The sequence below is a fragment of the Curtobacterium sp. NPDC086286 genome (genome assembly GCF_044746255.1).
GTDB lineage: Bacteria > Actinomycetota > Actinomycetes > Actinomycetales > Microbacteriaceae > Curtobacterium.
On the sequence record NZ_JBIVBW010000008.1, the window covers coordinates 68,239 to 81,536 of the forward strand.

The window sequence follows — 13,298 nt, forward strand, 5'->3', positions numbered from 1 at the left end:
CGCGGCATGGCAGAGCATCGACGCGGGGCGAACCTCCCGTCGATCGGCGGGTTCAACCGGACGGTGGTGCTCGACGCCGTGCGCCGCTCGCCGGACGGCCTGAGCCGCGTCGAGCTCGCCTCCCGTACGGGCCTCAGCGCGCAGACCGTGTCGAACGTCACGCGGTTCCTCATCGAGGCGGGGATGATCGCCGAGTCCGGCACGGTCGTGTCCGGTCGCGGCAAGCCCCGCACGATCCTGCGACTCGAGGCCGGCAGCCGCTACGCCGTCGGGGTGCACGTGGACCCGGCCGTCGTGACGTACGTGCTGCTCGACCTGGCGGGCACCGTGGTCGCGTCGAGCACCACGTCGACCCCGACCGCGGACGACCCGTCCGAGGTCGTCCGGACCATCGCGACCGCGATCGACGAGCTCGTCTCGGGCGCCCGCGTCGACGTCGAGGCCGTGCTCGGGGTCGGCATCGCCAGCCCCGGACCCATCGACGTCGACGCCGGCGTGGTGCTCGACCCGCCCTTCCTGCCGCGGTGGCGCGACGTCCCCCTGCGCGACGCGCTCGCCGAGGCGACCGGGTACCCGGTGCTCCTCGAGAAGGACGTCACGGCGGCCGTGGTGGGGGAGATGTTCCTCGCCGGGGAGTCCTCCGCGCGGAACTTCGCCTTCGTGTACTTCGGCACGGGCTTCGGCGTGGGCCTCGCCGTCGACCACGAGCCCGTCCGCGGGGTCGGGTCGAACGCCGGCGACGCCGGGCACATCATGGTCGACCAGGGCTCGCTCGCCGGGACGCCGGACGGCGAGGGCACGCGGGGCGAGGTCGGCGCGGCGGTGGCACCGGACCGCCTGGTGCACATCGCGCAGGCCCGGGGGCTCGCGCTCGGCGGCGCACCCGCGGACGTCGCGGCGGTCGACCGCGCCTGGGACGCACTCGGCGCGGCGATCGACGCCGAGGACCCGGTCGCCGTGGGGCTCGCGGCCGAGGCGGGGACCGTGATGGGCAACGCCGTCGTCCTCATCGTGAACCTGCTCGACATCGACCGCGTGGTGTTCGGCGGCCCGTTCTGGTCGCGGATCGCGAGCGCGGCCCTGCCCGCTGCGCGCGAGGCGATCGTCGGTTCGCCGCTGCTCGTGCCGAAGCACCCCGTCGTCGTGACCGAGAGCGGTCGCGGAGCGGACGTGGCCGCGGTCGGCGCGGCCTGCCTCGTCCTCGACGCGGCGCTGTCGCCGCGGGCGAGCACCCTCCTCATCCGTCGCTGACGGGGGTCGGTCGCGACCAGCCCGTGACGGGAGGCGCGGTGCAGGCCCGACCCGCGCCTCCCGTCCGGCACACGGTGCCGTTCCCCGTGTCGCGCGCGACACCTGTCGTTCACCTCGCCGCCACCGGCCGGATGCCCGGATGCTGAACAGTCGTGCAGGTCCCCCCCGAACTCCTGAGAAGGACTCTGCATGCATCCCCGTGCTCTGCGCCTCGGCGCGTCCGTCGCCGCCGCCCTCGTCGTCGCCGCCGGCGTGCTGACGACGTCGCCCGCCTCCGCTGCCGTCGGTGACGACGACCCGTCCGTGGGCGCCGCGAGCCCGAACGGACTCGTCGTGAACGAGGTCGAGTCGAACGGCGACGACACCGACTGGGTCGAACTGCGGAACACCTCGTCGGCGGCGATCGACCTGTCCGGGTACGCGTTCCTCGACGACGACAGCTCGCACGAGGCGTACGTCCTGCCCGCCGGTTCGACCATCGCCGCCGGCGGGTACTTCGTCATCGACCAGGTGTCGGCGACCGCTCCCGGCTTCGACTTCGGGCTCGGCGGCGCCGACACCGCCAGGGTGTACGACCCGGCCGGCGACCTCGTGCTGCGGTACTCGTGGACGGCGCACGCCGCGGTGACGTACGGGCGCTGCCCGGACGGGACCGGCGCGCTCGTGGACACCACGGCGTCGACCAAGGGTGCGGCGAACGACTGCTCCTCGCCGGTGCGCATCAACGAGGTGGAGTCCGACGGTGGGAGCCCGGGCGACTGGGTCGAGCTGACGAACGTCGGGACGACCACGGTCGACCTCGGCGGGTACGTGTTCCGGGACAGCGACGACACGCACGCGTACACGATCCCGACCGGGACGACCGTCGCACCGGGTGGCTTCACCGTCCTCGACGAGCAGGACTTCGGGGTCGGGCTGGGCAAGGCGGACTCGGCGCGGGTGTTCGATCCTCGTGGCGACGTCGTCGACTCGTACACGTGGACCGCGCACGCCGCGACGACGTACGGCCGGAACCCGGACGGCACCGGCGCGTTCGCGGAGACCTCGGCGCCGACCAAGGGCACCGCGAACCGGTTCGCCGGGATCGTCACCGCCGAGGCCTGGCCCGGCGGTCCGGACGAGCGGGTGCTCGACGACGAGGACACCTTCACCGGTGACCTGAGCGGCATCGACTGGACGACGTCGGCTTCGGCTGCCGGGCAGCTCTGGGCCGTGCAGAACGGCGACGGGCTGCTCTACCACCTCGTGTCCGACGGCGAGGGCGGATGGGCGCCCTCGAACGCGGCCGGTACGGAACTGCACTACGCCGACGGCTCCGGCACCCCGGATGCCGAGGGCGTCACCGTCACGTCGGACGACCCCGGCGCGGTCTACGTCTCGACCGAGCGGAACAACGACGTGTCCTCCACGAGCCGCCCGGCCGTGCTGCGCTTCGCCACCTCCGACGGCTCCCAGTCGACGCTGGACGCCACCGACGAGTGGAACCTCTCGGCGGACTTCCCCGGGCTCGGCGCGAACGCGGGCCTCGAGGGCGTCACCTGGGTCCCGGACTCCTGGCTCACCGCGCACGGCTTCGCGGACGAGCACACCGGCGCCGCGTACACGCCGGCGACCTACACCGGACACGGCGACGGGCTGTTCTTCGTCGGCGTCGAGGGCACGGCCAGCGTGTACGCGTACGCCCTGATGTCCGACGGTGCCTTCCAGCGGGTGGCCACGATCGCGACGCCGTTCTCCGTCGTCGCGGACGTCCAGTTCGACCCGACGCTCGACGCGCTCTGGGTGGTCTGCGACGACGCGTGCTCGGGCCGGACGGCGCTGTACGAGGTGGCCGACGGAGCCTTCGCGGCGACGACCGTGTACGAGGCGCCGTCGAACGTCGACCGGACGCTGGCGAACGAGGGCTTCGCGATCTCGGGTGTCTGCACGGGTGGCTCGCGGGCGACCTTCTACGCCGACGACAACGACACGGACGGGTTCTCGCTCCGGACGGGCACCTACCCGTGCGACTCGTCGACGCCGGGCGACGGCGGGACGCCGGGCGACGGTGGCACGACGCCGACGCCGACGCCGACGCCGACGCCGACGCCGGGTGGCGGGTCGACGCCCGCCCCGGGTGACACCGCGCCGGGTGGCTCCACCCCCGGAGCGGGCGCCTCGCCCTCGGCTGCGCCCGTCGCACCGTCCGAGTCGTCCCTGACCGAGGGGAACCGCGGCACGCTCACCGCCCCGGCCACGGCGCGCCCCGGCGAGACGATCACGATCGCCGTCGGCACCCGGTACGCCGGGCAGCAGGTGCACGTCTGGATGTTCTCCACGCCGACGCTGCTCGGGACCGCCACGGTCGCGGCGGACGGCACGGTCACGGCGACCATCCCGGCCGACGCCCCCGCAGGCGAACACCGCATCGTGGTGACCGCCGAGGACGGCACGGTGCTGGGCTGGACCACGATCACGATCGACCCCGTGACCGGTGCGCTGGCGTTCACGGGTGCCGAGGGGCTCGGGGTCGGCGCCGTGGCGGCGTTCCTGCTCCTGGCCGCCGGTGCGGGCGTGCTCGTGGTCCGTCGGCGCCGGGGGATCCCCGCCTCGGAGTGATCCGGTGAGCAGGAATGGTCGGGTTCGTGATGCGGACCCGACCATTCCTGCTCACGAACGCGCGCCCGCGGGCCGCGGCGCCCGCGAGGCCCACGCGCCCGCGGCGGTACGGTCGCAGGGTGCACAACGAGATCCTCCGGTACACCGCCTTCGCCGCCGAGCCGGGCGGCGGCAACCCCGCCGGCATCGTGCTCGACGCGGCCGACCTCTCCGACGACGAGATGCTCGCGATCGCGCAGGAGGTCGGGTACCCCGAGACCGCCTTCGTCACCGGGCAGACCGCCACGGGCCCGCGCCTGCGGTACTTCTCGCCGGCGGCCGAGGTGCCGTTCTGCGGCCACGCCACGATCGCCACGGCGGTGGTGCTCGCCGAGCGCGAGGGCCTCGGGCGCCGGGTCTTCACGACCGCCGCGGGGGAGATCGCCCTCGACGCCACGACCGCTCCGGACGGCAGCGTGCAGGTCGCGATGACGAGCGTCCAGCCGGCGTCCCGGCCGCTCGACCCCGACCTCCGCGACCGCCTGTTCGCCCTGCTCGGCCTGACGGTCGACGACGTCGCGGCGGGCTTCCCGGTGCTCGAGTCCTTCGCCGGCAACTGGCACCCGGTGATCGTCCTCGCCGACGTCGAGTTGTTCCACCAGTTCCGCTTCGCCCCGGAGCCCCTCGCGGCCCTCAAGCGCGAGGCCGGCTGGGCGGGGACGGTCACGGTCCTGCACCGCACCGACGCGCTGGAGTACGAGGCGCGCAACCTCTTCCCGGCCGGCCGGATCACCGAGGACCCGGCGACCGGTTCGGCGGCGGCGTCGACCGGCGCGTACCTGCGCGAGATCGGGGCCGTGCAGCCCGGCGACCGCGTGGTGATCCGGCAGGGACGCCACGTCGGACGGCCGAGCGTGCTGCTCGTCGACGTCCCGGCGACCGGCGGCATCACGGTCACGGGCGGTGCCACTCCGGTCTGAGCCGTCCGGGAGCGTGACCGAATCGACACGCCACAGCTCTTGACACGGATAAGTCAATACGGTGGAGTAATCCTGCGCGCGGGTGACGGAGCCCGCGAACATCCCGTGCAAAGGAGCACCGATGAAACGCCGCACCCGAATCATCGCCGGACTCGCAGCCGTGGCAGTCGCCGCGGTCGGTCTGGCTGGTTGTTCCAGCTCAGGCTCTGCCTCGAGCGACACCATCAAGATCGCGTACCAGAAGTTCGGTGCCTTCCAGCAGCTCGACGCCCAGATGAAGGTCGTCAAGAAGGAGTACGAGAAGGAGAACCCGGGCAAGAAGGTCGAACTCGTGCCGATCCAGGCGCAGGAGAACGACTACTACACGAAGCTCGCGCTCATGAACAAGGCGCCGGCGACCGCGCCGGACGTCATGTACGAGGACACCTTCCTCATCAAGGCCGACGCACAGGCCGGCTACCTCCTGCCGCTCGACAAGTACACGGCGAAGTGGAAGGACTGGAGCCAGTTCTACGACAACGCCAAGCAGGCCGGTGAAGGCGTCGACGGCAAGACCTACGGCATCCCGATGGGCACCGACACCCGGGCCCTCTGGTACAACAAGGACATCTTCAAGAAGGTCGGCCTGCCCGTCCCGTGGCAGCCGAAGACCTGGGACGACGTCCTCGCGGCCGCGAAGACCATCAAGGAGAAGGACCCGGGCGTCATCCCGTTCAACGTCTACTCCGGCAAGCCCCAGGGCGAGGCGTCGACGATGCAGGGCTTCGAGATGCTCCTGTACGGCGCGGACGGCTCCGGCAACACGCTCTACAAGGACAAGAAGTGGGTCACCGGCTCGAAGCAGTTCGAGGACTCGCTGCAGTTCATCAAGGACGTCTACCAGGGCGGCCTCGGCCCGACACCGCAGCAGGCACTCGACAGCCAGGTCGGCACGACGATCGCGCAGACGTGGCTCCCCAAGGGCCAGCTCGCGATCGACCTCGACGGGTCGTGGCAGTCGGGGACGTGGCTGAAGTCCGGCACCGCGCCGTGGCCCGAGTGGTCGGACGTGATGGGCCAGGCGCCGATGCCGACGCAGAACGGCCAGGAGCCGGGCTACAACTCGATGTCCGGTGGCTGGACCCTCGCGGTCGGCAAGAACTCGAAGAACCCGCAGGCCGCGTTCGACTTCATCTCGACCTTCCTCAACCAGAAGGGCTCGCTGAAGTACGACATCGAGAACAGCCAGATCGCCGTCCGCAAGGACGTCGCCGAGGACCCGACGTACGACGCGTCCAACCCGACGTTCAAGTTCTTCTCCGGGCTCGTGGAGCACACGAACTTCCGCCCGGCGACGAGTGAGTACTCCCAGGTGTCCAATGCCATCCAGGTGGCGATGGAGTCGGTCATGACCGGGCAGCAGACACCGAAGCAGGCGGCCGCCGCGTACGACAAGTCCGTCGAACAGGTGGTCGGCAAGGACAACATCGTCTCCGGCTGACGGGACGGCACCACCTGACGGACTGGAGGCGCGGCTCGCGTCGTGCGCCGCGCCTCCAGTCCGACCCCACCCACCTTCGGAACCCCCTCCGCACCCGGAAGGCAACCACTGTGTCCAGCACCCCCCTCGCGCCGACGTTGTCGGCGCCCGGTGCGCCGAAGCGCACCGATCCGCCGGTCCCGCGCAAGCGGAAGCCGCTGCGGAACGTGGGACGAGCGGTCCCGCTCCTCCCCGCCGTCGTCCTGCTCGTCATCTTCCTGCTCGGCCCGGTCATCTCGTCGTTCTACGGGTCGTTCACCAACTCGGCGCTGACCGGGGTCGGCGCCGCCGACCAGCAGTTCGTCGGCCTGAAGAACTACGTCGAGCTGTTCCAGGACCCGGACTTCCCGAAGTCCGTCATCCTCACCATCGTCTTCCTGCTCGCCTCGGCCGTGGTCGGGCAGAACGTGCTCGGCCTCGCGCTGGCGCTCCTCATGCGCAGTGCCCACAAGGTCGTCCGCGCCGTCGTCGGCACGTTCGTCGTCGCCGCGTGGGTGCTGCCCGAGATCGTGGCGTCGTTCGCGGCCTACGCGTTCTTCAACGACAAGGGGACGCTCAACGAGTTCCTCGCGTCGATCGGCATCACCGGGCCGAACTGGCTCTACACGTACCCGATGCTCGCCGTCATCCTCGCGAACATCTGGCGCGGCACCGCGTTCTCGATGCTCGTGTACTCCGCCGCCGTGCAGGAGGTCCCCGAGGAGATCACCGAGTCCGCCGAGGTCGACGGCGCCACCGGGTGGCAGCGCCTCGTCTACATCACCCTGCCGGTCATCCGTCGGTCGATCTCGACGAACCTCATGCTGACGACGCTGCAGACCCTGTCGGTGTTCACCCTCATCTACGTGATGACCGCCGGCGGCCCCGGGACGGACTCGTCCACGCTGCCGATCCTCGCCTACCAAGAGGCGTTCAAGTTCTCGCAGCTCGGCTTCGGGACGGCGATCGCCACGATCCTGCTCGTGGTCGGCGCGGTGTTCTCGATCATCTACATCAAGGCACTGAAGCCGGAGGTGGACTGATGGCCATCACAGCCCCGTCCCTCGACCAGACCACCACCCGTTCGGTGACCGCCCCGGGCTCGCTGCACATGACCTCCCCGCGGGGTCGGACCATGCGCTGGGTGTCGAACATCGTGCTGCTCGTCATCGCGGTGTGCTTCGCGGTGCCGTTGCTCTGGCTCGTGCTCGCCTCGGTCGACCCCGACGCGTCCCTGTCGGTGAAGGTGCCGTCGCAGTTCACGCTCGACAACTTCACGAAGGTCCTCACGCCGGAGCTGTCGTTCATCCCGCTCGCGAACAGCCTGCTCATCTCCGGCGGCACGGCGCTCGTCACCGTGGTGTTCGCACTGCTCGCCGCGTACCCGCTGTCCCGCTACAAGATGCGCGTCAACAAGCCCTTCCTGTACGGGATCCTGTTCGGCACCGGCCTGCCGATCACCGCCATGATGGTGCCGGTCTACGCGTTGTTCGTGTCGCTCAACCTCATCGACAACGTGTGGGGCTGCATCTTCTTCCTCGCCGCCACCTCGCTGCCGATGGCGATCTGGATGGCGAAGAACTTCATGGACTCGGTGCCGATCTCCCTCGAGGAAGCGGCGTGGACCGACGGCGCCTCGATGATGACGACGCTGACGCGCATCGTGATCCCGCTCATGCGCCCGGGCATCGCCGTGGTGTTCATCTTCGTGTTCATCCAGGCGTGGGGGAACTTCTTCGTCCCCTTCGTCCTGCTGCTCTCGCCCGACAAGGTGCCCGCCGCGGTGAGCATCTTCAACTTCTTCGGGCAGTACGGGGCGGTGGCGTACGGGCAGCTCGCGGCCTTCTCGATCATCTACTCCGTGCCCGTCATCGCCCTCTACGTGCTCGTGTCCCGGGGCCTCGGCGGCGGCAACGCCCTCGCCGGTGGCATCAAGGGCTGACACCCGTCCCTGCTGGAAAGGAACCACCTCCATGCACCACGACGAACCCCTCGTCGAAGCCCGTATCGCCCGGCTCGTCCGGGACCGCATCGACCCCGCCGTCCTGCGCCGGTCCGCACCGGTGGAGATCGCCGCCTGGACCGTGCCGGACGAACCGGTCCCGTTCGACGTCGCGGTCGCGGCCGACTACGAGCCGTTCACGGTGGGCGGCTCCTGGGGCGGCCGACCGTGGGGGACCACGTGGTTCCGGATCCGCGGCACCGTGCCCGAGGACTTCGGGACGGCGCCGGGCACCACGGCGGAGCTCCGGGTCGACCTCGGCTTCACGAAGCGCCACCCCGGGTTCCAGGCCGAGGGGCTCGCGTGGCGACCGGACGGCACGACGGTCAAGGGCATCGAGCCGAAGAACGACACCGTCCCGCTCGAGGTCGGTCCCGGTGAGTCCTTCGAGCTCTACGTCGAGGCCGCGGCGAACCCGGACATCGGCGGCGACTCGTTCCAGGGGGCGACCCCGCTCGGGTCGCGCTCGACGGCCGGGACGAAGCCGATCTACAAGGTGAAGGCGCTCGAGATCGTCGAGCGGGACGACACCGTGTGGGAGCTCCAGCAGGACTTCTGGGTCCTCCGGGGCCTGATGGCCGAGCTGCCCACCGACGGCACCCGCGGCGCGGACGTCCTGCGCGTGCTCGAGCGCGCCGCCGACGCCCTCGACCCGGACGACGTCGCCGGGACGGCCGCCGACGCACGAGCGGTCCTCGCGCCCGTCCTCGCCGTGCCGGCCAGCGCCGCCGCGCACCGGGCGATCGCCGTCGGCCACGCGCACATCGACTCGGCGTGGCTCTGGCCGGTGCGCGAGACCGTCCGGAAGTGCGCCCGCACCTTCTCGAACGTGCTCGACCTGATGGACCGCGACCCCGACTTCACGTTCGCCTGCTCCTCGGCGCAGCAGTACGCCTGGATCCGGGACGGCTACCCGTCCATCTGGGCCCGCATCAAGCAACGGGTCGCCGAGGGCCGGTGGATCCCGGTCGGCGGCATGTGGGTCGAGTCGGACACGAACCTCCCCGGCGGCGAGGCCCTCGCGCGGCAGTTCGTCGCCGGCAAGCGGTTCTTCCTCGAGGAGTTCGGCATCGACACCCCCGAGGCGTGGCTCCCGGACTCGTTCGGGTACTCCGGAGCCCTGCCGCAGATCGTCCGCGCCGCCGGCTCGAAGTGGTTCGTCACGCAGAAGCCCTCGTGGAACGAGACGAACGTCATCCCGCACACCTCGTTCCACTGGGAGGGCATCGACGGCTCCCGGGTCCTCACGCACCTGCCCCCGGCGGACACCTACAACTCGGACGTCTCACCCGCCGACCTGCACCGCGGCGAACGGCAGAACAAGGAGCGCGGCGTCGCGAACACCTCGATGCTGCTCTACGGCTTCGGCGACGGCGGCGGCGGACCCACCCGCGAGATGGTCGCCGCTGCCCGACGCCAGCACGACCTGGACGGGTCTCCCCGGGTCGACCTCGGCACCCCGGCGCAGGTCTTCGAGGAGATCGAGGCCGCACTGCCGACGCCGGCGGTGTGGTCGGGCGAGATGTACCTCGAGTTCCACCGCGGCACGTACACGTCCCAGATCCGGACGAAGCAGGGCAACCGTCGCTCCGAGCACCTGCTCCGCGAGGCCGAGCTCTGGGCGTCCACCGCTGCCGTCCGACTCGGGCTCGACTACCCGTACGAGGAGCTCGAGCAGGCCTGGCACACCGTGCTCCTGCAGCAGTTCCACGACATCCTGCCCGGCTCCTCGATCGCCTGGGTCTACGAGAACGCCGAGGCGAACTACGCCGAGGTCGCCCGGGTGCTCGAGGGCCTGATCGGCAACGCCACGACGGCGCTCGCGAACGGCGGTGCCGCGGCGCTCGCCGGGGTCGGGGCGTCGTCCACCGCCCGGTCCGGCGGTGGCAGCGCCCTGCTGGACGCACCGTCGGGGGCGGACGCCGCCGGCGGCAGCGGCTCGACCGGGAACGTCGTGCGCTTCAACGCCTCGCCGGTCGCGGCGGGAGACGCAACCGCCCTGGGTGGTTCGCTGGGCGACGAACCGCGAGCCGTGCCTCCCGTCCGGAACGGCGACCGCTTCGTGTTCGACACCGGCGTCGTCACGGCGACCATCGACGCGGCCGGTCACGTCGTGTCGCTCGTCGATCACGCGTCCGGACGCGACGCCGTCGCCCCGGGTGCGGCCGCCGCGGAGTACACCGTGTTCCGCGACACCCCGAACCAGTGGGAGGCGTGGGACATCGACCGCGCCTACCAGCGCAGCGGCACGGTGCTGGAGGCGTCCTCGGTCGAGGTGTCCGGCGACGAACTCGTCGTGTCGCGGTCCTTCGGGTCCTCGACCCTGACGACTCGGTACTCCGCCGTCGCCGGCCAGTCCGAGCTGACGATCGTGACCGAGGTCGACTGGCACGAGCGCCAGAAGCTCCTCAAGCTCGCGTTCCCCCTCGACGTCCGCGCGGCGTCGGCGTCGAGCGAGATCCAGTTCGGCCACATCGACCGGCCGACCCACCAGAACACCTCGTGGGACATGGCCCGCTTCGAGACCAGCGCCCACCGCTGGGTGCACGTCGCCGAGCCCGGGTTCGGCGTCGCCGTCGCCAACGACTCCACCTACGGACACGACATCACCCGGAGCACCCGGGCCGACGGCGGCACCACGACGCTCGTCCGGGAGTCGCTGCTGCGGGCCCCGACGTTCCCGGACCCGCACGCCGACCAGGGGCACCACGTGTTCCGGACGGTGCTGCGGGTGGGCGCCTCGGTGCTCGACGCCGCCGATGCCGGGTACCGGCTCAACCTTCCGGTGCGCACGGTGGAGGGGACGACCACGGTCGACCCGCTCGTCACGGTGTCGTCGCCGCAGGTGTTCGTCGAGGCGGTGAAGCTCGCCGAGGACCGCTCCGGCGACGTCGTCGTGCGGCTCTACGAGGCGTCGGGCGGTCGCGCGGCCGACGTCGGCGTCGACTTCGGGTTCGACGTCGCCGGGGTGGCGGCGGTGGACCTGCTGGAACGCCCGCTGGGGGACTCGTGGGAGTCGGGGGAGCCGGTCGTGCTCACGCTCCGGCCCTTCGAGATCGTGACCCTCCGGGTGCGTCGGGCCTGAGGCAGCGGGCTCGCGCGCGAAGGACCGCGGCGCCGGACGGGACACGGGTGCGTTCCGTCCGGCGCCGTGCTGCGTCCGGGAGGCGCGGGTCGCCTCAGTGCGTCGAGGAGCGCAGGGACTCGACGGCCTTGTCGATGCGGCGCTGCCGGGTCTCCGGGGACTTCGCCTGCACGACCGGGTCGGCGAGGGCCCGCTGCCGCGAGTTCGACAGCGTGTCGAAGGCCGCACGGACCCCGGCCTCCTGCAGCGCCGATGCGAGGTCCTCCGGCAGGTCGACGACGCGGGGCAGCGTGTCGACCTCGATCGTGACCTCGACGGTGTCGCCGGCCGCGAGCCCGGAGGCGGCACGGTGCTCCGCCGACAGCGGGACGAGCGACTGCTCGTTCATCACGCCGATCGACGACCGGTACGTGTAGGCGCCGTTCAGGGTGACGACCACGGGCGGGCGGCGCCCCGCGCCCAGCGCGTCGACGACGTCGGACGGGACCGGCAGGCCGGTGGCCGTCTTCCGCGCCTGCAGGACGGTCGTCGTGAACTGCATCCGTGCCTCCTGGACTGGACCGTGCTGACCCGGCCGGCCCGATGCGGGCCGACGCCGGTGCCGGCGCCTGTGCCGACAAGCGAAACCGTACAGGCGAACCCGCTGTTCCGCCGCCGTTCACCGCCGCAGCACTGGCCGGAAACCGGACGCGTCCACGATCGTCCAGGACCCGGACCCCGGTCCACCCCGACGCACCACAGCACCCGAAAGGCACACCCCGTGCAGCACAAGCGCACCCTCGCCGGCATCGCCCTGGCCGCCGCCGCCATCGTCACCCTCGCCGGCTGTTCGGCCACGAGCTCCGCCAGCACGACCAAGGACGACACCGACTGGAAGACCGCCACGAGCGCCGAGTCCGCCGGTGGCATGGACGCCCTCGTGAAGGCCGCCAAGGCGGAGGGGCAGCTCAACGTCATCGCGCTGCCGCCGTCGTGGGCCAACTACGGCAAGATCATCGACGGCTTCACCAAGAAGTACGGCATCAAGATCACCTCCGCGAACCCGAACGGCTCGAGCGCCGACGAGGTCGCCGCGGTGAAGTCGCAGAAGGGCCAGTCGACGGCACCGGACGTGCTCGACCTCGGCAACGCCGTGCTGCAGCAGAACCTCGACCTGCTGACGGACTACAAGGTCGCGAACTGGAGCGACATCCCCTCGGACCTGAAGGACTCCGACGGCGCCTGGACCCGCGACTACACGGGCCTGATGTCGATCGGCTACGACTCGTCGAAGATCACGGACGCCCCGAAGGACCTGGACGACCTGCTCGGCTCCGAGTACAAGGGCAAGGTCTCGATCGCGGGCGACCCGACCCAGGCGAACCAGGCCGCTTCGGCGGTGTACCTCGCGGCGCTCGAGAACGGCGGTTCGGCCGACGACATCACGAAGGGCGTCGACTACTTCGGCAAGCTGAAGCAGGCGGGCAACTTCCAGAACGTGCTGCCGTCGCAGGCGACCGTCGCCTCGGGTGAGACGCCCGTCGTGATCCAGTGGTCCTACAACAACCTGGCGTGGGGCCCGGCGGCCGGCGCGAGCGGGAACAAGAACTGGAAGACCGTCGTCCCCGAGGGCCAGGCGCTCGGCTCGTACTACTCGCAGGCGATCAACAAGGACGCCCCGCACCCCGCGGCGGCGCGCCTCTGGCAGGAGTACATCGCCAGCCCGGACGTGCAGAACCTGTACCTCCAGGCCGGCGCCTTCCCGTCCACCCTCGCCGCGCTCGAGAAGTCGGGCAAGGTCGACCAGGACGCCCTCGACGCCGCCGGTGGCGCGCCGAAGGACTACGTCGAGCTGACCGACGAGCAGGTCACCGCCGCGGCGAAGGTGCTGTCGGCGAAGTGGGCCTCGACGATGGGCTCCTGAGC

The 13,298-nt window shown here is 71.3% G+C and carries 9 protein-coding genes; 8 read left to right on the forward strand and 1 reads right to left on the reverse strand.

Annotated elements, in window-relative coordinates; translation table 11 throughout:
* The first annotated feature begins 6 nt into the window (after positions 1-6).
* From ACIPKM_RS14995 to ACIPKM_RS15025, 7 genes are all read left to right on the forward strand, one after another.
* A complete protein-coding gene (locus ACIPKM_RS14995) occupies positions 7-1,251 on the forward strand; it encodes an ROK family transcriptional regulator (protein ID WP_070417759.1) in 1,245 nt (414 codons plus the stop codon).
* A gap of 189 nt (positions 1,252-1,440) precedes the next feature.
* Complete coding sequence (locus ACIPKM_RS15000; RefSeq protein ID WP_071294756.1) at positions 1,441-3,849, forward strand: lamin tail domain-containing protein; 2,409 nt, start codon at positions 1,441-1,443, stop codon at positions 3,847-3,849.
* 119 nt (positions 3,850-3,968) lie between these two features.
* Positions 3,969-4,808, forward strand: coding sequence for a PhzF family phenazine biosynthesis protein (locus tag ACIPKM_RS15005; RefSeq protein ID WP_071294755.1), 840 nt, complete (start codon positions 3,969-3,971; stop codon positions 4,806-4,808).
* A 121-nt stretch (positions 4,809-4,929) separates the two neighbouring features.
* Positions 4,930-6,288, forward strand: coding sequence for an extracellular solute-binding protein (locus tag ACIPKM_RS15010; RefSeq protein WP_071294754.1), 1,359 nt, complete (start codon positions 4,930-4,932; stop codon positions 6,286-6,288).
* Between the two features lie 110 nt (positions 6,289-6,398).
* Positions 6,399-7,349, forward strand: coding sequence for a carbohydrate ABC transporter permease (locus ACIPKM_RS15015; RefSeq protein ID WP_083403189.1), 951 nt, complete (start codon positions 6,399-6,401; stop codon positions 7,347-7,349).
* A 68-nt stretch (positions 7,350-7,417) separates the two neighbouring features.
* Entirely contained in the window at positions 7,418-8,248 is an 831-nt protein-coding gene (locus ACIPKM_RS15020; RefSeq protein ID WP_175475703.1) for a carbohydrate ABC transporter permease, read from the forward strand.
* A 31-nt stretch (positions 8,249-8,279) separates the two neighbouring features.
* Complete coding sequence (locus tag ACIPKM_RS15025) at positions 8,280-11,393, forward strand: glycoside hydrolase family 38 C-terminal domain-containing protein (protein ID WP_071294753.1); 3,114 nt, start codon at positions 8,280-8,282, stop codon at positions 11,391-11,393.
* Between the two features lie 94 nt (positions 11,394-11,487).
* On the opposite strand, the gene ACIPKM_RS15030 is transcribed toward ACIPKM_RS15025, so the two are convergent.
* A complete protein-coding gene (locus ACIPKM_RS15030; RefSeq protein WP_071294752.1) occupies positions 11,488-11,934 on the reverse strand; it encodes a YdeI/OmpD-associated family protein in 447 nt (148 codons plus the stop codon).
* A gap of 219 nt (positions 11,935-12,153) precedes the next feature.
* Between ACIPKM_RS15030 and ACIPKM_RS15035 the strand changes: the two genes are divergently transcribed.
* Positions 12,154-13,296, forward strand: a complete 1,143-nt coding sequence (locus ACIPKM_RS15035) for an ABC transporter substrate-binding protein (RefSeq protein ID WP_071294751.1) — start codon at positions 12,154-12,156, stop codon at positions 13,294-13,296.
* Positions 13,297-13,298: the final 2 nt, after the last annotated feature.

Coding starts and splice junctions, on each gene's coding strand:
- ACIPKM_RS14995 (WP_070417759.1), top strand. CDS start 7: ATGGCAGAGCATCGACGCGGGGCGAACCTCCCGTCGATCGGCGGGTTC.
- ACIPKM_RS15000 (WP_071294756.1), top strand. CDS start 1,441: ATGCATCCCCGTGCTCTGCGCCTCGGCGCGTCCGTCGCCGCCGCCCTC.
- ACIPKM_RS15010 (WP_071294754.1), top strand. CDS start 4,930: ATGAAACGCCGCACCCGAATCATCGCCGGACTCGCAGCCGTGGCAGTC.
- ACIPKM_RS15020 (WP_175475703.1), top strand. CDS start 7,418: ATGACCTCCCCGCGGGGTCGGACCATGCGCTGGGTGTCGAACATCGTG.
- ACIPKM_RS15025 (WP_071294753.1), top strand. CDS start 8,280: ATGCACCACGACGAACCCCTCGTCGAAGCCCGTATCGCCCGGCTCGTC.
- ACIPKM_RS15030 (WP_071294752.1), bottom strand. CDS start 11,934: ATGCAGTTCACGACGACCGTCCTGCAGGCGCGGAAGACGGCCACCGGC.